This is a genomic window from Micromonospora sp. NPDC052213 (assembly GCF_040679695.1).
GTDB lineage: Bacteria > Actinomycetota > Actinomycetes > Mycobacteriales > Micromonosporaceae > Micromonospora.
The window spans coordinates 1-22896 of the sequence record NZ_JBFAVI010000029.1 but is presented as its reverse complement, the minus strand read 5'-3'; the positions used below and the strand labels follow the sequence as shown (position 1 = coordinate 22896).

General features: G+C 69.5%; 20 protein-coding genes, 1 tRNA gene and 2 pseudogenes. 11 read left to right on the top strand and 12 right to left on the bottom strand.

From position 1 onward, the window contains the following. Positions 1-24: 24 nt before the first annotated feature. The 7 genes and pseudogenes from AB0L34_RS10410 to AB0L34_RS10380 form a co-directional block, all read left to right on the top strand. Positions 25-177: pseudogene (locus AB0L34_RS10410) on the top strand (helix-turn-helix transcriptional regulator); the annotation flags it as partial. Between the two features lie 253 nt (positions 178-430). Further along, positions 431-1216: a hypothetical protein gene (locus tag AB0L34_RS10405; protein WP_363703697.1), complete on the top strand. Its 786-nt coding sequence runs from the start codon at positions 431-433 to the stop codon at positions 1214-1216. 77 nt (positions 1217-1293) lie between these two features. Further along, complete coding sequence (gene drmA / locus AB0L34_RS10400; RefSeq protein WP_363703695.1) at positions 1294-4797, top strand: DISARM system helicase DrmA; 3504 nt, start codon at positions 1294-1296, stop codon at positions 4795-4797. Beyond that, on the top strand, positions 4794-6632 hold the full coding sequence (locus AB0L34_RS10395) for a DUF1998 domain-containing protein (protein ID WP_363703693.1): 1839 nt from the start codon (positions 4794-4796) through the stop codon (positions 6630-6632). Before drmA ends, AB0L34_RS10395 begins: the two co-directional genes overlap by 4 nt. Next, entirely contained in the window at positions 6629-7432 is an 804-nt protein-coding gene (drmC, locus tag AB0L34_RS10390) for a DISARM system phospholipase D-like protein DrmC (RefSeq protein WP_363703691.1), read from the top strand. The genes AB0L34_RS10395 and drmC overlap by 4 nt, the downstream gene beginning before the upstream one ends. 612 nt (positions 7433-8044) lie before the next feature. After that, positions 8045-8689 (top strand): abortive infection family protein, encoded by a 645-nt coding sequence (locus AB0L34_RS10385; RefSeq protein WP_363703689.1) that lies wholly within the window; start codon positions 8045-8047, stop codon positions 8687-8689. A 55-nt stretch (positions 8690-8744) separates the two neighbouring features. Continuing rightward, on the top strand, positions 8745-8885 hold the full coding sequence (locus AB0L34_RS10380; protein WP_363703687.1) for a hypothetical protein: 141 nt from the start codon (positions 8745-8747) through the stop codon (positions 8883-8885). Between the two features lie 166 nt (positions 8886-9051). Here the strand turns inward: AB0L34_RS10380 and AB0L34_RS10375 are convergent. The 11 genes and pseudogenes from AB0L34_RS10375 to amcA all read right to left on the bottom strand — a co-directional run bounded on the left by AB0L34_RS10375 (position 9052) and on the right by amcA (position 17161). Further along, positions 9052-10525: pseudogene (locus AB0L34_RS10375) on the bottom strand (tyrosine-type recombinase/integrase). Beyond that, a complete protein-coding gene (locus AB0L34_RS10370) occupies positions 10522-10938 on the bottom strand; it encodes a hypothetical protein (RefSeq protein ID WP_363703686.1) in 417 nt (138 codons plus the stop codon). Before AB0L34_RS10370 ends, AB0L34_RS10375 begins: the two are co-directional and overlap by 4 nt. Then, complete coding sequence (locus tag AB0L34_RS10365; protein WP_363703738.1) at positions 10913-11839, bottom strand: DUF2637 domain-containing protein; 927 nt, start codon at positions 11837-11839, stop codon at positions 10913-10915. Before AB0L34_RS10365 ends, AB0L34_RS10370 begins: the two co-directional genes overlap by 26 nt. Before the next feature lie 387 nt (positions 11840-12226). Then, positions 12227-13114 (bottom strand): replication-relaxation family protein, encoded by an 888-nt coding sequence (locus AB0L34_RS10360; protein ID WP_363703684.1) that lies wholly within the window; start codon positions 13112-13114, stop codon positions 12227-12229. A gap of 1278 nt (positions 13115-14392) precedes the next feature. Continuing rightward, a complete protein-coding gene (locus AB0L34_RS10355; protein WP_363703736.1) occupies positions 14393-14518 on the bottom strand; it encodes a hypothetical protein in 126 nt (41 codons plus the stop codon). A 189-nt stretch (positions 14519-14707) separates the two neighbouring features. Beyond that, on the bottom strand, positions 14708-15160 hold the full coding sequence (locus AB0L34_RS10350; protein ID WP_363703682.1) for a SitI3 family protein: 453 nt from the start codon (positions 15158-15160) through the stop codon (positions 14708-14710). A 10-nt stretch (positions 15161-15170) separates the two neighbouring features. Next, on the bottom strand, positions 15171-15569 hold the full coding sequence (locus tag AB0L34_RS10345; RefSeq protein ID WP_363703680.1) for a hypothetical protein: 399 nt from the start codon (positions 15567-15569) through the stop codon (positions 15171-15173). A gap of 158 nt (positions 15570-15727) precedes the next feature. Continuing rightward, positions 15728-16255, bottom strand: coding sequence for a DUF6244 family protein (locus tag AB0L34_RS10340; protein WP_363703734.1), 528 nt, complete (start codon positions 16253-16255; stop codon positions 15728-15730). Positions 16256-16323: 68 nt separating this feature from the next. Next, positions 16324-16578: a CYTH domain-containing protein gene (locus AB0L34_RS10335; protein ID WP_363703678.1), complete on the bottom strand. Its 255-nt coding sequence runs from the start codon at positions 16576-16578 to the stop codon at positions 16324-16326. Positions 16579-16682: 104 nt separating this feature from the next. Beyond that, positions 16683-17000, bottom strand: coding sequence for a hypothetical protein (locus AB0L34_RS10330; protein ID WP_363703676.1), 318 nt, complete (start codon positions 16998-17000; stop codon positions 16683-16685). Beyond that, positions 16997-17161 carry a multiple cyclophane-containing RiPP AmcA gene (gene amcA, locus AB0L34_RS10325; RefSeq protein ID WP_363703674.1) on the bottom strand — a complete coding sequence of 55 codons (165 nt, stop codon included), beginning with the start codon at positions 17159-17161 and terminating at the stop codon, positions 16997-16999. Before amcA ends, AB0L34_RS10330 begins: the two co-directional genes overlap by 4 nt. 428 nt (positions 17162-17589) lie before the next feature. Between amcA and AB0L34_RS10320 the strand changes: the two genes are divergently transcribed. Both AB0L34_RS10320 and AB0L34_RS10315 read left to right on the top strand, forming a co-directional pair. Then, a complete protein-coding gene (locus AB0L34_RS10320; RefSeq protein WP_363703672.1) occupies positions 17590-18927 on the top strand; it encodes a hypothetical protein in 1338 nt (445 codons plus the stop codon). Then, positions 18924-19517 (top strand): flavoprotein, encoded by a 594-nt coding sequence (locus AB0L34_RS10315; protein WP_363703670.1) that lies wholly within the window; start codon positions 18924-18926, stop codon positions 19515-19517. The genes AB0L34_RS10320 and AB0L34_RS10315 overlap by 4 nt, the downstream gene beginning before the upstream one ends. Before the next feature lie 154 nt (positions 19518-19671). Here the strand turns inward: AB0L34_RS10315 and AB0L34_RS10310 are convergent. Beyond that, positions 19672-19747, bottom strand: a tRNA-Lys gene (locus tag AB0L34_RS10310). Between the two features lie 187 nt (positions 19748-19934). Between AB0L34_RS10310 and AB0L34_RS10305 the strand changes: the two genes are divergently transcribed. After that, positions 19935-21191: an Ig-like domain-containing protein gene (locus tag AB0L34_RS10305; RefSeq protein WP_363703668.1), complete on the top strand. Its 1257-nt coding sequence runs from the start codon at positions 19935-19937 to the stop codon at positions 21189-21191. 329 nt (positions 21192-21520) lie between these two features. Further along, positions 21521-22816 (top strand): Ig-like domain-containing protein, encoded by a 1296-nt coding sequence (locus AB0L34_RS10300; protein ID WP_363703666.1) that lies wholly within the window; start codon positions 21521-21523, stop codon positions 22814-22816. Positions 22817-22896: the final 80 nt, after the last annotated feature.

The following is a 22896-nucleotide window of genomic DNA, read 5'->3' as shown; positions in this document are numbered from 1 at the left end:
GACGAGCTGCCGATCGGGCGGCGGATGGCCGAGCTGCGGGCCCGGCGGGGCATGAGTCAGCAGGTCTTCGCCGACCGGATCGGCAAGTCGAAGAGCTGGGTCGACAAGGTCGAACGAGGCGTACGCACCCTCGACCGGCTCTCCGTCATCCAGACCGTCGCCACGGCCCTCGGCGTCACCCCGACCATCCTGCTCACCGGCAAGACCCACCGCGAACCTGTCACCGACACCGACGCCGCCGTGGAACGCATCCAGGCAGCGCTGGCCCGCCACGACCCACCCGATCCCGATCCCGACTCCGACGACCCGACGACGCGGCAACTCGACGACCAGGCCGGATACGCCTGGACCGCCTACCGCAACGGCAACCACCCGCAGGTCCTACGGACCCTGCCCGACCTGCTCGCCGCCACCCACGCGGACGACGGGCGTGTCCACGATGGACCTGCCCGTCCGCGTCTACCGACTCACCGCCCAGACGCTGGTCAAGCTCGGCAAGCCCCACCTCGCCTGGCTCGCCGCCGACCGCGCCATGAACGCCGCCGCTGGCGACCCGTACCGCACCGGTCTTGCCGCCATCTCCCTCACCCAGGCCCTGCGCGCCCTACGCCGGGGGCGACTCGCCACGACCGCCGCGCTCACCGCCGTACACCAGCTCGACCTGACGCCGTCGCGCGCCTTCCTGCCCGACGAACCCGGGCTGACCGGGACCCTGCTCCTCGAAGCCGCCCTCGCCGCCGCCACCCACCGGGACGCCACCACCGCCCGCGACCTCACCGAACACGCCGCCCACCTCGCAGGCGCCCACGACGAGCGACACCACGACCGCGAGGGCAGCGCCTTCGGCCCCACCGCCGTTGAACTGGCCCGCGCCCTCACCGCAACCCGCCTCGGCAACCACCACCATGCCGTCACCATCCATCGGCGGGTCGTCGCCACCCCCGGCTGGCAGCTACTTCCCGCCGAACACCGCGCCGCCCATCTCATCGACATCGCCCACACCCACCTCGACCTCGGCGATCCCGCAGCCGCCGGCCGGGCTCTGATCGCCGCCGACCACATCGCTCCCGCCGAAGTCCGCACCCGCCCCGCCGCCAGAGCCGCCCTCACCGCCATCCTCCGCGACGGGCAGGCCTCCGCTGACACCACCCGCCTCGCCACTGTCATCGGGCTGACCGATCAGGGGCAGATTCACCCGAGGCCAATTGCGCCTTGACCTCACTCAGGACGGTGACCAGCCGTGCCGCACCGCCCGCCCCCACGATGTCGTAGAGGAACGCTACGGTCGTTGTCATGACTGGGGAGAGCGTGCTCGCCGTACCGGATGAGCGGGTGATCCGCGACAAGCTGCAAGAGATGGTCATTGACGACCTGCACGGGCCGCTCGGTGGGACCGCGGAGGTCTTTCCCACCAAGGAAAATCCGCTGGACCGCTACATTCTCGGGCGGCTCGCCCCCAACGGCGTGTCCGTCGATCCGGCCACTGAGGACACCTTCGCCGAGGCCACCGCGTCGGACGCCGCGGAGGGAGGCCCCGAGCCGACCGCGCCGAGCGTGCCCAGCCTGGCGCCGTCCGCGCTCGGCTTCACCACCAGCGTGCCGCCCACGGTCCCCAAGCTGAGGGTCACCGCCGCCTGGGGCAGTTACGACACCGGGATCGACGAGCGGGCGGAGCGCGCCGGCAGCAAGGTCTGGCGGCGGCACCAGCGCGGCGGCACGGTCACCGTGCCCCTGCGCGAAGGGCTGATCGACCCACTGCCGGTCGACGCGGCACAGCCGAAGGTCGTGGTGCGGGGCCGGGTGCGTCGGCTGGGCGACGTCTGGCTAGTCTCGCTGTTCCTGGAGAACAGGGAGCACAGCGATTCGCCGCGCCAGGCGACGCAGTGGATCTTCCAGGTCAAGTTGATCGCGACCGGCCCGACGGACGACGAGCCGGTCTTCGTGCCCCGGCCGGAGCAGGTCACCGGCGGCGACGACGCCGACCAGGCGGAGCGGCGACGGCTGGCGATGGCCTACCGTTTCCACCCCGAGTTCGCGGTGGGGCACGGCACAGCCGTCCACGCCGAGCCGGCTTCCGCCGATCCGTTGCGGGCCCATGAGGTACGCACCACGACCGTCCCCACGCACGAGCTGCCGTTCACCGACGTGCCCAGCAGCGAGCGGGACGACGACCTGCCCAAGTTGGCCGACGTAGAGCTGGACATGCGGCGGCTGGCCGAGTTGGCAGCTGGCCCGGTCGAGCCCCTCGTGGCGGCGTTACAGCCCCTCGTCACCGGCTACCGGGCGTGGATCGACCGCAACGAGGCGACCGCCGCCGACCCGCAGCGGCGACTCGACGAGTACAGCCCGCAGGTACGCGAGGCGCTGCGCGACGCCCGGGAGGCTGCCGACCGGATCACCGCCGGCATCAGGCTGCTCGCCGCCCCTGACCCGACGGCCCGCGAGGCGTTCGGCTTCGCCAACCGGGCGATGTACCTGCAACGTGTGCACAGTGTGGTTGCCGCCCGACGGCGGGAACACCCGAACATTCCATTGGCGCAGGCGGTCGCCGACGCCGATCAGCCGAAGAACCACCGGTGGCGTCCGTTCCAGTTGGCCTTCGTCCTGATCAACCTGCCGGCCCTGGCCGACCCCCGGCATCCGGAACGGGGCGACGACGTCGAGCGCGCCGTCACCGACCTGCTCTGGTTCCCCACCGGTGGCGGCAAGACCGAGGCGTACCTCGGCCTCACCGCCTTCACCATCGGAATACGCCGCCGTCAGCCGGACCATGGCGGGTTGACCGGCCAGGCCGGGCTCGCGGTGCTGATGCGGTACACCCTCAGGCTGCTCACCATCCAGCAGTTCGAGCGCGCCGCGACCCTGATCTGCGCGGCGGAGTCGCTGCGCCGCGTCGACCCGCAGACCTGGGGCGAGACGCCGATCCGGATCGGGCTGTGGGTCGGCGGCCGGGTCACCCCGAACCGCACCCAGGACGCCAAGGAGTGGCTGGACGAGCGGCGGCGGGGCCGGTCGCACCGGGGAATCGGCTCACCGCACCAGCTCACCAGTTGCCCGTGGTGCGGCAGCAGGATCAACCCGGGCCAGGACATCGTGGTGGAGCGGGAGCCCTGGCGGACCCTGGTGCTCTGCCCCGATGTGGAGTGCCCGTTCAGCAGGGTGGGCAGCTACCCGCTGGCCGATGAGCAGGTCGGTCTGCCGGTGATCCTGGTCGACGAAGAGCTCTACCGGCACCCTCCCGCGCTGGTGATCGCCACCGTCGACAAGTTCGCCCAGTTGCCGTGGAAGGGCGAGACCGCCGCCCTCTTCGGCCGGGTCAGCAAGCACTGCGACCAACACGGCTATCTCACCGAGGATCTCGAATCGACCGACTGGGAGCGCAAACGACACCGGCCGGGCAACCGGGTCGTCCCCTGCGCCTGGCTGCGTCCACCGGACCTCATCATCCAGGACGAGCTGCACCTGATCTCCGGGCCGCTCGGTTCGCTGGTCGGGCTCTACGAGACCGCGGTGGACCGACTGGCCAGTTGGGAGGCGGCCCCCGGGCACTGGTCCCGGCCGAAGGTGATCGCGTCCACCGCCACCGTACGTCGCGCCCACCAGCAGATCGGTGCGCTGTTCAACCGGCGTACCCGGGTCTTTCCGCCGTCGGGATTGGACGCATCCGACAGCTTCTTCGCCCGCCAACGCAAGACCGAGGAGCACCCGGGACGCCGCTACATCGGCATCTGCGCGCACGGAAACCGGCTCCGGTCGACCCTGATCCGGGTCTACGTCTCTGTGCTCGGCGCGGCGCAAAAGCTCCACGAGACGTACGGCCGCAACCAGGTCACCGACCCCTACATGACGCTGGTCGGCTACTTCAACAGCCTGCGCGACCTCGGCGGCATGCGTCGGCTGGTCGAGGACGACGTATCCAGCCGCCTCATTCGCGCCGACGAGCGTGGGCTCGCCCGGCGGTACGACCCGTACCTGGAGGAGCTGACCTCCCGAATGCCGTCGGACGCCATCCGGCCGCTGCTGGACCGGCTCGCGGTGCGCTTCGACGGTACCCGGGCCAAGGGTGCACCCCGGCCGATCGACGTGCTCCTGGCCACCAGCATGATCGCCGTCGGCGTCGACATCGAGCGGCTTGGTGTGATGGTGGTGGCCAACCAGCCGAAGTCCGCCGCCGAATACATCCAGGCGACAAGCCGGGTCGGGCGGAAGGCGCCGGGTCTGGTGTTCACCGTCTTCAACTGGGCCCGGCCGCGCGACCTGTCGCACTTCGAGCGCTTTGACCACTTCCACGCCACCGTCTACCGGCAGGTCGAGGCCCTGTCGGTGACCCCGTTCGCCGAGCGGGCCATCGACCGAGGGTTGACCGGGGTCCTGGTGGCCCTGGTCCGGGATCTGGACGGCACCTACAACGGCAATCTGCGGGCGCGCGAGTTCGACCGGCACGGTCGACTCGCCGACCACGTGGTGCGATACCTCAAGCGCCGTAGCGAGGTGGCCGCCGACAACACCGTCCGCCAACGGGTGGAGGACGAGCTCGAAGCCCGCCTCGACCTGTGGGCGCGGGAACGGGCCCGGCCCGCCCGACGGCTGGCCTACGACAAGCCGTACCACAGCGACGACATCGCCGGGCTGCTGCAGCGACCGGAGGAGGGCCGGTGGGTGCAGACGACCTGTCCCACCTCGCTACGGGACGTGGAGCCCGGCATTCAGCTCCAGCTGCAACTCGGTGCCACCGGTGACGATCCACCACCATTCGTTCCGCCCACCAGGGGCGGCGTCGCAGGGGCGTCCTCATGAGCCGGCCACAGCAACGCAGCCTGCGGGTCGGCGCATTGCGACCCAACCAACTGCTGCACACCTACGGCGTCGGCTCGGTCGCCGATCTGCCCAGCCTGTCGGTGCTGACCCTCGGGTTGGCGCACTGGGATCTCACCCACTCGCTGCCGGTCACCGAGGACCGGCTGTTGACGGCGCTCCGGCGCAGGCTCGGGGGCCAACTGGAAAGCCTTCGGCTTCCCCCACACCTGCCGGAGACGTCCGACCTGTTCGCCGACTGGACCCGGGTGGGGGTGCCGGTGGCGCTCTTCCCCACCTGGCTCCGCTGCTCGGACACCCGGTGCAACCGACTCGCGCCGGCGGATTCCGGGTTGTTCGAACTGCTGTCGTCTCCCTACCAGCCGGACCGGGCCCGCTACGTGCACAGCTGCCGAGGCAACGGAAACTCCCGGCCCACCGCCGTACCGGCCCGCTTCGTGCTGGCCTGCGACAACGGTCACCTGGACGACTTCCCGTGGTCGTACGTCGCGCACAGTGGCACGGACCCGGGCGCCGGTCACTCGCTCACGCTCGCCGAGCGCGGCAGCACCGGTGAGGCGGCCAACATCTTCATCTCCTGCGAGTGCAAGGCCTCCCGACCGATGTCGGTGGCGCTCGGCCTGCACGCCGAACGGACCCTGCCCGCCTGCCGCGGACGCCACCCCCACCTCAACACCTACGAGCCCTGCGACGCGCCCGCGCGAACACTCGCCCTCGGTGCCACCAACAGCTGGTTCGCCATGCAGCTACGGGTGTTCAGCATTCCCCGGGCCGAGCATCCGGTCGATCAGGTGGTCGACGACCTCTGGCGGGACCTGAGCATGCTCGCCGGACTGGACGCGGCCACGGCCAAGATGATCATGCAGACCCAGACCTGCTGGTCCGAGCTGAAGCCCTACGGCGTCGAGCGCGTCTGGGCAGCGATCCAGCGCCGCAGCAAGGCCGAGCCCGACGACACGCCGGACGACAGCGATGACCTTCGCAAACCCGAGTGGCTGGCGTTCACCGCCGGCACCAGCACCGAGCTCCCCGACTTCACCATCCGCCCGGAGCCGGTTCCGCCCGAACACCGGCACTGGCTCCGGGAGGTGGTCCTCGCCCCCCGGCTGCGAGAGGTCTCTGCCCTCTACGGCTTTACCCGAATTGACGCACCCGAATGGAAGGTGCTCGATACACCGGATGTGCGGCGGGCGCCGCTGACCATCGGCAAGCCGACCTGGCTACCCTGCGCCGAGATGCGGGGCGAGGGGATCTTCCTGCGCGTTGACGAAGAACGCGTCGTCGAGTGGGAACACCGACCGGAGGTCAAGCAACGCGAACAGCTACTGGTCCACGCCCACGACCGCTGGCGGGCGCAACGCGGGCTCGACCAGGCACCGTGGCCAGGCCTCCGGTACGTCCTGCTGCACACCCTCGCCCATGTGCTCATCCGTGAGCTGGCCCTGGAATGCGGATACAGTGCCGCCGGCATTGGCGAGCGCATCTACGCCGGGACGGACGAGACTCCCGCCGCCGGGGTCCTTCTCTACACCTCGGCACCCGACAGCGAGGGCACCCTCGGCGGCTTGGTCTCCCTGGGGCGAAAGGACAGACTGGGATCGCTCGTCGAGCGGGCCCTGGAAGCCGCCCGGCTGTGCAGCTCGGACCCGCTCTGTGCAGAACACGACCCGACCGTGCACGCCCGCCTCTCTGCGGCCGCCTGCCACGCCTGTCTCTTCGCCGCCGAGACCTCCTGCGAGCGGGGCAATCACTACCTCGACCGGGCCCTGCTGGTCGACACACTCAACGATCCTGGCTCAGGGTTCTTCGCTCGATGAGCTACGACCGGTTCGTAGAGGTGATTGCCGACATCGCCACCAACCTCCCCGCCGATCATGTCGCCGCCTGGGCCGGTGTGCTGATGAGCGTGGAGACGCCCGGCGACAGTGCGGTAGCCGCTGAACTGGTCGGCGCCCGGCCCGGGTTCTCGGTCGGCACCCACGTGGAACGGCTGATGAAAAGCTGGCGGATGGAGGCGCCCGACCTTCCCGGTTCAGCGGTCGGTCTCGCCCTGCGCAGCGCCGCCCTTATGCAAGGGCGCGCGGATGCGAGGCGCACCGAGTTGGCGGTCAGCGGCCCGACCAGTGGGGCCGTGCCGGTACGGCTCACCAGCTCCGTGGTCATCGAGGTCATCCGGGCGGCCCGGAGCAGGCTGCTCGTAGCGAGCTTCGCCGCGTACGGGGTCACCGAGGTGGTCGCCGAACTGCGGTCCGCAGCCCTCCGAGGCGTACACATCGACCTGATCCTGGAAAGCTCAGCCGAAGACGGCGGTGCCCTACGGGGATCCGCCGGGGCCGCACTCACCTTCGCGGCTCTCCGTCATCAGGCGACGTTCTGGCACTGGCCGGCCGCACGACGAGCCTCCAGTGGGAACTCCCACGCTGCGTTGCACGCGAAGCTCATCGCCGCCGATAGCAGGGTCGCGCTGATCAGCAGCGCCAATCTCACTGACCGAGCACTGTCTCACAATATCGAGGTCGGCGTGGTGCTCCACGATCCGGAGGTGGCGCGAAAACTCGTCGCGCACTTCCAGGCCCTTACCGATTCCCGGACCGGCGTGTTGCAGCAACTCATCTGAGCAGGCGGCGATCAATCCCGGTGACCAGTGCAAATCCGACCCCAGCCATGATCCGTGACATCCACGAGCTGCTGCTCGGTCGTCCATAGCGGTGGCGTCCCGGATTCCTCTGACCGTCGTGGAGCGGGCGGCGGTAGGTGCCTGGTGCAGCCTCGCGATGGCGCAGACTTCCGGTGTGAGGCGGGGGTAGCCGAACGCGTCGGGTCCGCAGTCGGGTGTCGCAGGTAGGACAGCACGTCGGCGAGGTCGGCCAGGATGAGCAGGCCGTGGTGGCCGTGCAGCCAATACCGTGGCCCGGCGGGGCTGACCCCCGTCTCCCAGAGTGGGTTGAGGCCAACGGTACCGGCCTGTCTAGGCCGACGCGCCGAACTCAATGATCAGCGGCGTTGCGCTCCGGATGGATATGACTCGCTGCTTCGGCCCCATTAGGGGCATCATCACTACATGCCCCAGTCGCCGGTCAGTGATGAGATCGCCGCCTCGTTAGCCCGCTTCTACCACGGTGGCGCCGGACCTTCTCACTCGAAGCTGACCCTCGCCTTCGCCTCGGGTGGCTACGCCGACGTCGCTCCGTACGACCTTAGGACCTCGTCGCCTAACAAGGAGACGCGAGTGCTCACCACCGTCCGGGCGGCCATGCGCCGGCCGGGCGGAGCTCGGAGACTCGTTGACGCGCTCTTGGTGGATCTTCGAGTTGTGGGCTTCTTCGATGGCGTTCCCGAGCAACGCGGCAATGTGCTTGCGGCGCAGCGCGCCTTCTCGCGTCGTGGATGGATGCTCGACGATGACGGGCATTTGTCGCCTGTTGGCATGATCGATCTCGCGACGGGCGGGCGTGAGGCCCTTGAGGAGCAGCTCGATCGGCTTCGCCGCGCCACTGACGATCCGGGTCAACTGCTGGGATCAGCAAAGGACCTCTTGGAGGCAGTTGCGAAGTTTGTGCTGGAGGAGGTGGGGATGCCGGTTGCCGGCAACCCAAGCTTCAATCACTTGTGGCACCTCGCGCGGGAACGACTTGGGATCCTTCCCGAGCAGGTTGCGGCAGACACGCCGGGAGCCAAGCATATTAAGGCGGTACTCCAGTCATCGTGGAAGATCGCGGAGCAGGTGAATGAGCTGCGATGTGTTCAAGGCGCGGGTCATGGAAGGACCTTGCCGACAGGTGTCACCGCAGAGATGGCCCTCCTCATGGTCCGAGAGGCTTGCAGCGTCGCCGAGTTCACGCTGACGACGCTGCACCGCTTATACGGTCGTTAGCTCGGGCCATCAGCTCCGACCTCTCTTCCGGGCCTTTACCCTGCCGGGCGGGCTGATGTCATTGCACTTCTGCCTGCCTACCATCGCGCTGCCGCTGTGGATCGTCGGGCACCCGTCCACCGGCTTGGATAATCTCGTTCTGACACTTGTCAAAACCCTGCTGGTGGTACTCCTACAGGTACGCGGCGCGCGGTGACGAGACCCTCACCGGCGCCGCCCGCGCCTCCCGCCGGCCGGCGGGGCCCAGCGCTGGTCTGCGTCCTGTTGCGGATCTTCCGCAGCAGGCGTTACGCCTGTCTCGGGCTTCCGGGCCCGGCCCCGAGGCTCGGGAGGAGGCCGACAAGGGTGGGGCAGCCTGCGGATCACGCTGGCCTCGTCGCGCCATGCTGACGTGGGACAACCGACGCGGTGGCTTCGGCTGCGGCGTGGGACAGCTCGGGTAGAACGTCGCCGTAGAACTTGGCCGTGAAGTGCGGGCTGGAGTGCCGAAGCCGGTTGGAGATGACCTTCATCTGCACGCCAGCAGCCAGTCCCATGGTCGCGGCGCCGTGTCGGAGGTCGTGGAGCCGGATGGGTGGTAGTCCGGCTTGGGTGGCGAGGTGGTGGAAGTGGTCGGTGACGTCGGCGGGATGAAGCCGGCCGCCGGTCGGGGTGGTGAACACGAGCCCGGTGGTGGTCCAGGCAGCGCCGGCGGCGAGGCGTTCGCGGTGTTGCCGGGTGCGGTGGGTGCGCAGCACCGCGACGGTTTCGGTGTCGAGGGCGACGGCGGCTTCACTGTCGGTGGTTTTGGGGGTGTCGATGGTGGTGGCCCAGCCGTGTTGGACGAGTTGCCAGCGGACGGTGAGGGTGGCTGTGTCGAGGTCGAGGTCGTCCCAGTGCAGTCCGCAGGCTTCGCCTCTGCGTAGGCCGGTGAAGGTGATGAGGTGGTAGAGGGCGTAGAGGCGGTCGTTGGCGTCGTGGGTGTGGTCGAGGAATCGGCCGGTGTGTTCGGGGGTCCAGATCATGACGGGGCTGGGGGTTGTGCCGGTGTCGCGCCAGGTTTTGATGCGTTGGTCGGTCCAGATGGTGGGCTTGGGTGGTCGGGCTGTGGGTAGTTCGACCATGAGGGCGGGGTTGGTGTCGATGTAGCGGTGGCGGCGCATCGCGTCGTTGAGGGCTTTGCGCAGGGTGGCGTGGATGACGTGCAGGGTCCGGTTGCCGACGATCCGCTGGTTTTTGACCTGGTCGCGTTTGGCGGGGTCGCGGCTGGCGCGCAGGGTGGCGATGGTGGTGTTGCGTTCGGCGATGGCGTCGTACATGGCGTCGATGTGGCCGGGGCGGAGCCGGTCGATGCGCAGGTGGCCGAGGTGCGGGATGAGGTACAGCCGGATGTGCCCTTCGTAGGAGCGCAGGGTGCCTGTCTTGATGTTCTTGCGTCCGGCCAGCCAGTCCGTCAGGTACGCCTCGATCGTGGGCAGCTCGGTCGGGGTGATGTCCAGGTGCAGCGCCCGGCGGATCTGGTCGGGGGGTGGGAATGAGGGCTCCGGTCTTGACGGCGGTTTCGATGAGGTCGCCGGTCTTGACGAAGGCGTGGGAGTCGGTGGGGTCGGGGACGGCGAGCGCGGCGCGGATGCGGTCCAGGACGGCGTCGGCGTCGGCCTGTGTGCCGTAGGGGCCGTGGCGTAGCGGGCGGCGAGTGCCGTCGGCGCGGGCGGGGATTTCGATCTGCCAGTGCCATTGGCCGTGGTTGCGGGACCAGCCGCCGCCGGGCCGGCGAAGCTGGGGACAGGAGCGTCCCAGTCGCCGGCCCGTGGTGGTGTCGCGGCAGCCGCAGCGTTTGAAGGTGGATCCCTTCACTCATCGTCTCCTGGATGCTCGGTACGGTGCCGCCAGCGGTGGTGGGTGGAATCCGCTGGTGGCGGGGTCGTCGCATCCACGCTCACCTTCGCGTCGGGATCAAGTCGCCGGCCGCCGTCGGTCGGAGCGGGGTTGTCGACCAGGAGGAGTTGGAGGAGGCCGGCGACCGGGACGATGATGCGGCTGCCGGCGCGGATCAGCGGTGCGGGGAAGGCGTCGGTGGCGGCGAGCCGGTAGGCCTGGGATCGGCTGATCCCGAGGATCGACGCCGCGGTGGCGAGGGTGGTGGTCACGCCGAGGGCGCGGACACGATTGACGGTCCACACCTCGTGGGCGGCCGGCGCGACTGCAGCGAGAGTGATGTCTGTCGTGGTGTCGGAGGTCTGCTCAACTGGATTCACGTAGGTGCTCATAATTCGGGTTCTCCTGCCCGTTCGGTCTGAGATTCATGGGTCCGAGAGGCGCGGGACTCGTGGGTCGAGGAAGCCCAGCGCTGTCCGGCGCGGTGGCGTCCGCCGCTCGCTGCCGGCTTGAGGGTGGTCGTGGCGTCGGGCTCACCGGTGGAGTCGGAGCAGCTTGTGGTTGGGACGCCGGGGCCGCCTCAGCTTTGAGGATCTTGAGGAGTTCGGATACCCGGGTGTTGGACACGGTGTAGCCCGCTGCGCGGAGGGCTTCGGCGAGCGCTGCACGGGTCAGCGGCTGCCCGTCCGCAGCGAGTCGGTCCCGGACGCGTCGCGCCGCCGGCAGCAGCTCGGCCACGTCGCCGGAGTGCCGCGCGGACCGTTCCCTGCCTGCTTTGCGGTGACGGCGGTCCCGTCCGCGAGGTTGATGGGCGGCATCCGATAGGCCGACCGTCCGCGTGGCGGACCGCTCCCCCGCCGTACCGCCGGACTGCGTCCGCTCGGCCGGTCCGCTGGGAGGCGTGGTCTGCGCGGTCCGGTCCGGCAGATGGTCTGCGGTCCGGGCACTGTTGGTTGGGGTCGTGGTGCCGGCGTAGCCGAGGGCGACCTTGACCATGACGAGGAAACCGAGCGCGGGCACGGCCGCGGCGATCCAGCCGATCGGAGACGGTTCGGCCTCCACGACCTGCGCGGCGAGAGACAGCGCGACCGCGCAGGCCAGCACCGCCGCGGGGAACACCGCCGAGGTGTGGGCCCGTTTGCGGCGGCGCAACTCCAGGCCCGAGGCGATGGACATCAGCTCCAGCACGACCGCGTCGGCCCAGGCCAGCCACCCGGGTTGGCCGTGGGCGGCGGCGACGTTGTGGACGTGGGTGAAACTCGCCGCACCGGCCGCCCCACCGATGGCCAGCATGATCACGATCTGGACGCCGCCCTCGACGCGGCTCGAGCGCGGACCAGGGGTCGGGTCAGATGCCGGTGGTGTCGTGGCGGACCACCTCCCCGGACCGGACTGCGGCGAAGGCTGGTCCACCAGCTGGGCCGGTCCCGGCAGGTAGGAGGCCGGTCCGGGCATCCTCGTCGCGGACCGCGGTGAAGGGGGACCGGCCGCTGGTCGTGGACCGGCCGCGGACGGCGCGGGACCATACCTCCGTCCCGCCGCGGACGGAACGGTCCGCCGCTCTCACCGCTCTGTCAGCCGCAGCCGACCGGGCACTGACAGAGCAGTGAGAGTGCCCGGATGTTGCTGTCCTGCGCGCAGGCGAGGTATCGTCCGCGGCCGCCTGGCCGCTGCCGGCCATCACGCCGCCTCACCTGGGAGGTCTTGACCACCGACGACGTAGGCGGCCAGGTCGGCCAGGCGCCACCGCTGTCCTCCCCCGCTGGGCGGGACCCAGACCGCCTCAGCGGGACACAGTCCCGCCGACAGGGCCTGGTCGCGGGCAGAGGTGGCTACGGGAATCCGCGGCGGCGTGTCGGCGAGCAGGCGGCGCAGGTTCCGCTCGCGGGCAGCGGAGTGCAGCCAGAACAGCACCGGCCACACGCGCCCGATCGTGGCGAACAGCTCCTGATAGCCGGCCAGCTTGCCGACCAGGACCGACAGCTGCTCGCCGCCGGTGTCGTACTCGACGAAGAACGGCACGGTGGTGCCGTTCTCGGCCCACAGGCCGTAGCCGTCCGGGCGGACCCGCGGCTGGTAGCCCCGCACCAGACCCGGATCATCCGGGCCGGTGAACGTGCCGGCCCGCTGGCACACCGCCTCCGGCAACCACTCGCTGAGCTCGGCACCAGGATCGGTGCGGGCATAGCCGGCGAGCTGGGTGAAGAAGCCGTTCACCCCGAGGCGGTGAGTCAGTGTGCGGCTGGATGTCCACCGCCGCCGCTCGATACGGGCGTGGTCGCGCCGAGGTGGGCGCTCGTCGCGGCCGGCGGCGACAACCTCGGCACCGAGTTGGTCGATGACGTAGTGGTACGGGTACGAGCCGCCGTCGGCCCGCTGTGGCCGGAACCGGGCCACCAACCGCAGCCGGTACAGGGTCCGCAGCCGCCGCTGGCAGAAGTCCAACGACGGGAACAAGGCGTTCGCGAGCTGGAACGACGTCAGCACGCCGTGGTCGTACAACCAGCCCAGCAGCACGCGGTCACGGCCGGTCAGCTGGGACTGGACCCGAAGGACTGGATCATCCATCGGCTACCACCTGCCTTTCCGGTATGGAATGCCAGCCCCAGTGGGAGAGACCCGAGACCAGGCAGGGTCTGTCGCAGGACAACGCTCCAGCGCTGACAGACGCGCTGACCTGCGGTGTGAGAGGAAACAGGGGGTCCGTTCGAGGGTCAGGCTGAAGAGCGACCCCCACACTGACGACAAGCCCGCCCCCCGAACGGGGGCCAAGCCGGAAACTGTCACCGCCACCGGCCGAATCCCGAGGCGATGCGGAAAGTCGTGGGAAAACACGTCGGGTACTCCTTATCGAAAGATCTGAACGACGCCGTGGACCACGGCGCTCGTGGCAAAACGTGCCGGCCATGTGCATCGCGCTCGCGCCGGAGCGAGGTGGGCCGGCGATGGTCTCCTACCGGGTCGCGGGGTTGCCCGGCATGGTGGACCGGGCGAGGGCAGTCACGGTGTTACGTCACTGTTGAGGTGTCAACGAACACTCCGTCCGGCGCACGAGAGGACACGAGACGGGTCAGGGCAGCAGTCATCGCCACGACCGTGACCGGCACGATCGTGGACACAAAAATGGACATCAACGGCGACGCGAACCGGCGGGCTCACACCCGCTTCCGGCAACCGGAGCAACCGCTTCGGACAGGGACACTCCCGCTCCGGCCACGCAGCACACCGTGCTGCGGCCGGACGGGCGTCGGCTCAACCCGCCGGGAGAAGATCCTTCATCGCGGTCCTCCTGTCACTCGATCGGCACCCCCAACGACCAGACCGCCGCACCAGGCCACAACGACGAGGAAGCACCCTGACGGGCGCCCACCCATCGACCAGTCGGCCGGGCGAACAAGTTCGCCGCAAGAGGAACGTGCCTCCAGTACCTCTCGACCAGACTGCCGCTGTCAAGCAAGTCAACCCCGACGATCGACGGCCTCGGCACGCCCTCGACGCGGCACAATTCCGGACCGTCCTCGCCACCCCGCTACCTGCCGCAACGGTTCCCACCGTCCCCCATGACCCGACCTTTCCACTCGGATACACCGATCGGGGAGCCCGCCGAAATGGGTGCCCTTGACCAAAAGCTGAGCATTCTCCCGAGCGCCTTGTGATGACGGACACAGACTCCATGTGCTCGTCGACACCGCCAGCCTGAGCCAGTCTGGGTTTGACGGATCAGGTGCTGCTCCTCACCATCAACGGTGGCCCCCGCAGGGGACGGCACGCGTGTCGACGGAGCACACGAGCCGATGCCGCACTAATACACGGCGCGGCACTTCCCAGGCCCCTTGTAATCGCAGATCACCAACGCGCCGCCTGCCGATCTGTCGCCGTCGGTGTTGACGAAGCCGAGCGCGAGCCCTGCCGCCGGAGATCGTCCACCAGTGCCCGGGCAATCCCGCGACGCCGGTGGCCGGGGTCGGTCATCACGTCCTGCAGATAGATCTCGGCCGGAAATCCTGGCTCCGGAATGCGATCACACAGCCGACGACCTCGCCGTCCAGGACGGCAACCGCGGTCCACGCCGGCCCGCGGCCGGCCGACAAAGTCCTGCGTCTGCGGGCGCGTCAGGGCCGAGGCCCGTGGCAGCCACAGAATATCCAGGCCGCGAACCACTCACCGGCCAATAAGATCGTCCCCGCCGTGAACGCCCCACCAACTCAGTGCGTGCCTGCGCAGCGTTCCCGAGAAGCGGGTCAGCAGCAGCCAGTCGGCGTCGAGGATCAGCGCGGCGTCCTCCGGCCGCTCTCCCAGCACCCGGGCCACAGACGCCAGCATCTCCCGCGTCGCCCGGTCGGATGATTCGTCCTTACGCAGCCGAAAACCGATGTTGACGTACCGCTCCGGTTCCCACTCCCACACCGAGCCGTCACCATCCTCGGCCTCGAAGTAGCCGTGGGAACCCGCGTAGATGCTCACCGTGTAGCCGCACCGATCGCTGAGGTCCGCACTCAACACCCGGGGCCTGCCATCTGTCGCCAACTCTTCGGCACCGTCCGGAGTAACGACGCCGGCCAGCACATCGAGAGGAATGTCGCCCGCCAGCGTCAAGCGGTACTCGGTCGCCATGGGTAACCCTTCAGTCTCGTCGCAGGATCTGGATTATCGCCCCGCTGCGCGTCACCGCCACCAGTTCCTTCAGCCCTGCGATCGGCCAGTCGTCGAACTGCTTCTGCAACGCCGCGAGATCGCCACGCCAGTCGTTGAGGTTGACCACCACCCGTTGGGTCTGCTCACTGGCAATCTTGTCGGCAACCCCGCTCCACACGCCTCGCACGCTCTTCGCCGGCGTAGGGGAGTAGCAGTCGAAGACGTGTCCCTCGATCAGGCAATCGGGATCCTTGCCCGGTTTGCCGGAATCACCGGTACCGAGCCGGGCTTTGGCGACCTCCTGCCTGGTTGGGTTCTGGTGGAGTAGGTATCCCTCGGCAGCGACGGTATCGGCACATTCGTTCTCCAGTTCCAGGGAACGCCGCACGCGTTCGTCCTCCTTCGGAGGGATCCGGGTACGTCGACCGGTAGGCGAGCCGCCGTACTTTCCGGTGGGCTTGCGTGTCCACGGCGTCGTCACTCCCGTGCCGTCGGACGGTGTGGGAACCGAGGCAGGGCTGGTCGGCACGGCACCGCCAGCCCCGATCAGTTTCCCGACGACCCCAGCTGTCGTGCCTCGGCGATCGCCGCGTCAATGACCTGGCGGGTGGTAGCGGTGCGCTGGACCAGCATGACAAGCACCTGTTTGATGCTCTCCAGAGCCTGGAGCAGCGGCCCTGGCTGCCCACCCTGCAAAACCGCGACGACAAGCTGCTGCGCCTCACCGACGTGGGTGATCGTGGCGGCTGTCTGGTCGCGGATGCCGTCGACCGCACTCTGCACCGGGGTCAGCCCGGTGATTGTCTCCTCCGGACTGGCCTGCTCCGGGACGCCAGCGGTCGCCTTCGTGGCATCACCGACAGCACCGGCGAGGCCGCCCAGTCCGCCCCGGATGGTGGTGATGGCCCCGCGAATCCGCGCCACACCGGCAGCGACCGCAGTGAACCCGGCACCCGCAGCCCGCAGCGCGATCTCCTGCGCCTGCTGGTCAGCAGCGGCAGCCAGACTCTGCGCGCGTTCGACCCCGGTGGCCAGCGTACGGAGCTCTGTAGTGATCTTCTCGACGTGCAACACGCTGCCGGATTCCTCCACCTGGCGACGAGAGCTCTCAGGAGGTTGAACCTACCGGCACGGCACCGACGTCACCAGACGTCGCGGAGCAGTAAGCGATCAGTGGTCGCGGCCGAGAAGGATGTGCGGGTAGCCCTTGCTGATCTGCTGCCCGAGCTCGATGGCGAGGCGACGATGAACGCGTCCAGGCGCTCCGTCGTGTTGCGTACGTCCGCGGCGTCGCCCTTGAACTCGAACTCGACGAAATCGCCAGCGTCCACGACATGGTCGAGGACGATCTCGACGTCCGGCAAGGTCCACGCCTGGCGGGTCTTGTCGACCGTCACGCATGGAACACCTCCGTGACGGACAGGGGTTGGACGTGGGCGTGCGTCGCCGCCCCTGCGGCAAAGGCAGAAGAAGAGAGCGGTGAAGGACCGAGAGATACCGGTCAGCGCGGCATCGTGGATCCAGCCCCGCCGCGGTGCCGGGCGGGCCAGCCGAGGAACCGGTCGAACAGGTCAGTGACGTCGCCGGCCGTGCTCGGGTTGAGCTGATGCAGGTCCTCGATGGCCTCATAGAGAAGGCCGGCCAGGTAGACGAAGAGACCCACCGTGCTGTCGCGGTACTCGGCGGCCAGTGCGAGCCGCGCCCGTCCGCAGGGCCAGGGCTGCCCGCAGCGGCGGCACAACCAGAGCGGACGCAGCGGCAGATGCTCTGGCGGCACGGGCCGCTCCTGCGCGGCAGCGCTGGTTCCGTTCGTACTCATCGGCGGGGGTGTATCCGCGCCTGTTGCTCGAACAAGACCCGCCAGACGTGCGTCAACAGCGGTAGGTCGGCCGAGCCCGGTCTCGCCGACGCTGGGACCGCCGCTGCGCGGTTTGTCGTCAGCTCGCCGGTCACGGCGTACCGCGACACGTACACCGTCATGGCCGGCCCCCGGCCAGTGCTGGCCTCTGTGCGCGGTGGGCTTGCCGGCGTCCCGGCAAGCCCACCGCCGTCGGCCGGCGGCGAAAAGAAGCAGACCGTCGGTCACCCGCCCACGCAGCCCTGCTGGCGATACGGGAACGGGGAGTCACCCGTGCGGTCGACGGAGTGCCTGGCGGGAGCACTTGCCGGTGCGTCGGGTCGCGTTCCGACCTGTCGCCGATCGGCACGTCCATCTGGATCTCCCTGCCGTGAGGTTGCCGCTGGCCCACCGGCGCACCGCTGGAGATCGGCGTGTCGGCACATCCAGGTTGGCTTGGGCGGTGGACCGACGGAATGTCTCGCCGGTGCACCGGCGGTGCACCTGCCGTCACCCCACGTGCGGCTAGCATCACGTCCACCGGTGACTGTCTGTTCCGGAAGGACGTGCGATGGCTACGGTGACGACCTGGACCGGCCAGGACGCGAACGCGCTCCGCAATGCGTTGCGGATGAGCGTGACCGCCTTCGCCGAGCACCTCGGCGCGGCGCGGCGGACCGTGGCCAAGTGGAGCAGCCAGGGCGACAAGGTGCTCCCCCGCGCGGATATGCAAGCCGCGCTGGACACCGTGCTGTCCCGAGCCACACCTGAGGTTCGGGAACGCTTCGAAGCGTTGCGCGTGGCCGGCACCAACGGTGCACTCGTGGGTGCGGGTCGGCCGAACACCGGCCGGGATGCGGATACTGGCGATGACGGAGACGGTGACTCAGGCTCGGATGGTGACGTGCGGCGCAGGCAGCTTCTACGCGAAGCGGCGATTGGCGTCGCCGCCGCGCCCAACGTGGCGTCGCTGCTCAACGCCCTCATCGCGCCAGCGCACCCCGACGGTGCGGCACTGTCCTTACCGCAGCTCTCCCGGGCTGTCGCCGGCGCCAAGACCGACTATCAGGCATGTCGGTACGAGCAGGTACTCGATCGGCTCGTGGCGCTGCTGCCGTCCCTCGAGGCGGTGAGGTCCGGCGTAGAGGGCGAACAGCGCTCGCAGGTCGAGGTGCTGGCCGCCGAGCTGTACCACGTCGCCGGCAGCGTCCTGCTCAAGGTTGGCGATCAGGGGATGGCCCTGGTAGCGGCCGAGAGAAGCACCAGGGCCGCTGCCATGAGCCAGGACCCGGTGGCGATCGCCGCGAGCGCCCGGATCATGACCCATGCGCTCATGGGCAACGGCCACGACGCCCAGGCGGTAACTTTCGCGGGAAGTGCTGCCGACTCACTCAACCGGGACACCCGCCTCGCATCAACCGATGCGATGGCCGTCTACGGCGCCCTCGTCCTCCGAGGGGCCATCGCCGCCGCCCGCCGGGACGACCGGGACGCCGCACACGCGATGCTCGATGAGGCAACCCGCGCCGCGACCCGCCTCGGCTACGACGGCAACGACCGGTGGACCGGTTTCGGCGCCACCAATGTCCTGCTGCACCGGATCAACATCGCGCTGACCCTCGGCGACGCCGGAACAGCCATCGCGATCGCCCGCACCGTTCCGCTGGACAAGGTGACCCTGGCCGAGCGCCAGGCGTCTCTGTATGTCGACGTGGCACGCGCCTACACGCAGTGGGGACGCTACGAGCACGGCCTCAGCGCGCTGCGCACCGCGTACGAGGTGGCACCCGAGGAGATCCGCTGCCGACCGGCGGTCCAGCGCATCGCCGGCGACCTCGCCATGCTCGCCAACGGCTCCGTCCGCACCGCCGCTGTCGACTTCGCCCACGACGCCGGGATCCGGTTATGACCGCCGGGCACCTCCAGATCGTCGTCTGTGGCGCCGGGCCCGCCACCGACGTAACCCAGCTCGTCCGGGCAGCGCAGGAGCAAGCCTGGACAGCGGCGGTCACGGCCACACCGAGCGCGATGGACTTCATCGACCCGCAGCCGCTCGAAAGCCTCACCGGTCATCCGGTCCGGTCGACCTACCAGTCGTCGCCCGGCACCCGCCGGTCGCTTCCCGCAACCGACGCCCTGGTCATCGCTCCCGCTACCTACAACTCGATCAACAAGGTCGCCCTCGGCTTGGCCGACAACTACGCGATGACCTCGGTCGCCGAACTGATCGGCAGGCAGGTGCCGACCGTCATCGTCCCGTTCGTCAACGCCGCCCTCGCGGCGCGGGCACCGTTCCGGCACGCCGTAGCCAGCCTCCGCGACGAAGGGGTATGCGTCCTACTCGGCCCCGACGACCAATGGGAACCGCACCCACCCGGCAGCGGCAACGAGCGGCAGAAAGCCTTCCCCTGGACGGTGGCGTTCGACACAGCCGCCCGGCTCGCCCACGAATATCGACCGGCCTCTTCCGGCGCATCTGATTGCGAGCGCAGCCCATGACCCGCCATGCGTCCTACCGGACGACCACACCGTGCCCACGTAGCCCGGCCCCGGTCCAACGGCTCCCGAGCACCCACCGAGCGACCGCCCGCCAACCACGTACACGAAAAAGGCTCCGGCCGGGTGGAAACCACCAGGCCAGAGCCTTTATTGCTGGTGCGCCGCCAGGGACTCGAACCCCGAACCCGCGGATTAAGAGTCCGCTGCTCTGCCAGTTGAGCTAGCGGCGCTCGCTGGCAACGGGGAGAACATTAGCACGGCCTCCGAGCCGGGTTCCAATCCGATCCCCGGCTCCCCCCTTCGGTCGAGCTTAAGGGGCATCCAAGGGCAAAACCACCAGTCGTACGACGACAGGGGCCTGAGGAGGGGGGTCCATGCGGCACGATGTGCGCCAGGTACGCGAGAACAGAGGTGGGGATGGGCAGGTTCGCGCGGGCCGGGGCGATGGTGGGCGCCCTCGGTCTGGTGGCGTCGCTGGCACTGACGGCCTGCGGCGACGAGCAGAAGAAGGCGGAGTTCGTCGGCGGCACCGCGCCGGCCACGGCGAGCGCGGCGGCCGATCCCGCCACTCCGGCGGCGCCGAACGGTCCGCCGCTGGCGCTGAGCCCGGCCGACGGGGCGAAGAACAAGCCGGTCAGCTCCGAGATCAGTGCGGAGCTGCCCGACGGCGGCAAGGTGTCCGGCGTCACGCTGACCGCGGCCGACGGCAAGCAGGTCGAGGGGCGGCTGCGCGCCGACGGCTCGTCCTGGGTGCCGTCGAAGCCACTGAAGTACGGCACCCGCTACACGGCCACGGTCACCGCCACCGGCGCCGACGGCGGGACCAGCCAGGGCACCAGCACCTTCACGACGATGGCGAAGCCCAAGTCCATGATCAGCTCGGGCCTGTATCTCTTCGACGACAAGACGTACGGCGTGGCGATGCCGGTGGTCGCCGAGTTCCACCCGGGCATCCCGAAGAAGGACCGGGCCGCCGTGCAGAAGCGCATGTTCGTGCACACCGACCCGCCGCAGCCGGGCGCCTGGCACTGGGTCGACAACGGCACCCAGGCCTACTACCGCGCGCCGGAGTACTGGAAGCCCGGCACCACCCTCACCGTCCGGATCGCGCTGGCCGGCATCCCGCTGAGCAACGGCCGCTACGGCAACGTCGACCGGGCGGCCACCGCGAAGATCGGCCGGGCGTTCGAGATGAAGGTCGACAACGCGACCAAGAAGATGACGGTGTACGAGGACGGCCAGGTGGTCCGCACCCTGCCGGTGAGCCTCGGCAAGAAGAAGACGCCCTCCTCCAGCGGCACGATGGTGGTGATGGAGAAGAAGGAGTCCACCGTCTTCGACACCCGGGACGACCCGGATCCGGAGAACCGCTACGTCACGGAGATCGACTTCGCGCAGCGGCTCACCTGGGGCGGCGAGTACATCCACGCCGCGCCCTGGTCGGAGCACGTGCAGGGCCGGCAGAACGTCTCGCACGGCTGCGTCAACGTCTCGACGGCGAACGCGAGGTGGCTGTTCGAGAAGACGAAGGTCGGCGACCCGATCACCATCAAGGGCACCGAACGCCAGCTGGCCGCCGGCAACGGCTGGACGGCGTGGAGCGTGAGCTGGTCCGAGTTCGTCAAGGGCAGCGCCCTGCCGGTGCCCGAGGGCGGTGCGGGGCCGGCGTTCTGACGCACCTCCACCCGACGATCCGGCGACCGGTCCGCACCCGCGGACCGGTCGCCGCGTTCCAGGCCGGGTCGCACCCGACTCCGCCGCTCGTCACGACCCCCGACCGCGACGTCGTCGACCGAGTCGCCGCCCCGGCCGGCCCGCCGCCTTGTCGCCTCGTCACCCCGCGAAACCCTGGGGAACGCGAACCCGTCTCGCAAAACCCTCGATTTTATCAATATTCGGACAGGTCGCCCGACGTGTTTCGGTTCACCCTGAGGAACGGGTATCTGTCCGGATGCGTCAGTGAGGGACGATGGGCAACCGGGGACCACGACTGTGAGGGAATCATGCGAGCTGTCCAGGACCAGCTGATCCGGCGTGGGGACGACCGGCGGGGCGGGCGACGCCGTGGGATCACGGCGGCGGTGCTCGCCGCGGCACTCGCCCTGACCTCCGCCTGCACCGGCGGCGGCGACGCAGGCAAGCCGTCCGGCTGGCAGGACGGCGGCGGCCAGCCCGCCGCGCCGAAGGCCGCGGCCACGATCGTCGAACCCAAGGCCGACGCGAAGGACGTGCCCGCCTCGACCGGCATCACCTTCACCACCAAGGACGCCCAGGAGACCAGCGTCGAGCTCAAGGACTCGGCCGGCGAGGCCGTCGAGGGCAAGCTCGCCGCGGACGGTACGAGTTGGCTGCCCGCCGGCGCGCTGGAGTACGGCGAGACGTACACCGCCACCGTGACCGCGACCGGCGACGACGGCCGGCCCGCCACGGCGACCAGCACCTTCACCACCATGGCGAAGCCCGGCAAGCAGGTCCGGATCACCAGCTTCCTCGGCGACGACCAGGTCGTCGGCGTCGGCATGCCCCTGATCGTCAAGTTCGGCCGGGCCATCCCGAAGGACTACCGCGACGACGTCCAGCGCCGGATGACGGTCACCTCCACCCCGGCCCAGGAGGGCATCTGGCACTGGGTCAGCCCGACGGAGATCCGCTACCGCCCGAAGAAGTTCTGGCAGGCCGGCAGCACCGTCTCCTACCGGGTCCAGGCCGGCGGCCTGCCGTTGGGTGACGGCTGGTACGGCCGGGCGGACCTCACCGTCGACATCAAGATCGGCGCTGCGGTGATCATGACTGTGGACAACAAGACCAAGCGGATGACCGTCACGAAGAACGGGTCTGTGGTCAAGACCATCCCGGTCAGCCTCGGCAAGAAGAGCACCCCCTCGTCGAGCGGCACCATGGTGGTGATCGAGAAGCTGCGCAAGACGGTCTTCGACACCTTCGACGAGCTGGGCCCCGAGGAGGGCTACCGCACGAAGATCGACTACGCCCAGCGGCTGACCTGGGGTGGCGAGTTCATCCACGCCGCGCCCTGGTCGGAGGGGCAGCAGGGCAGCGTGAACGTCTCGCACGGCTGCGTGAACGTCTCGATGGCCAACGGCGCCTGGCTGTTCGCCAACACGCGGATCGGCGACCCGATCACGGTCAAGGGCACCGAGCGCAAGCTGCAGAACGGCAACGGCTGGACCGACTGGAACATGAGCTGGGAGGAGTACGTCAAGGGCAGCGCCCTGCCGTACGAGCCGGCCGGGGCCGACCCGGACGCCAGCGGCGAGCCCGCGCCCAGCCCGACCGCCTGAGCACCGGAAACGCCGAAGGCCCCCTCCGCGAGGAGGGGGCCTTCGGCAACCGGGGGACAGATGGGAATTGAACCCACGAC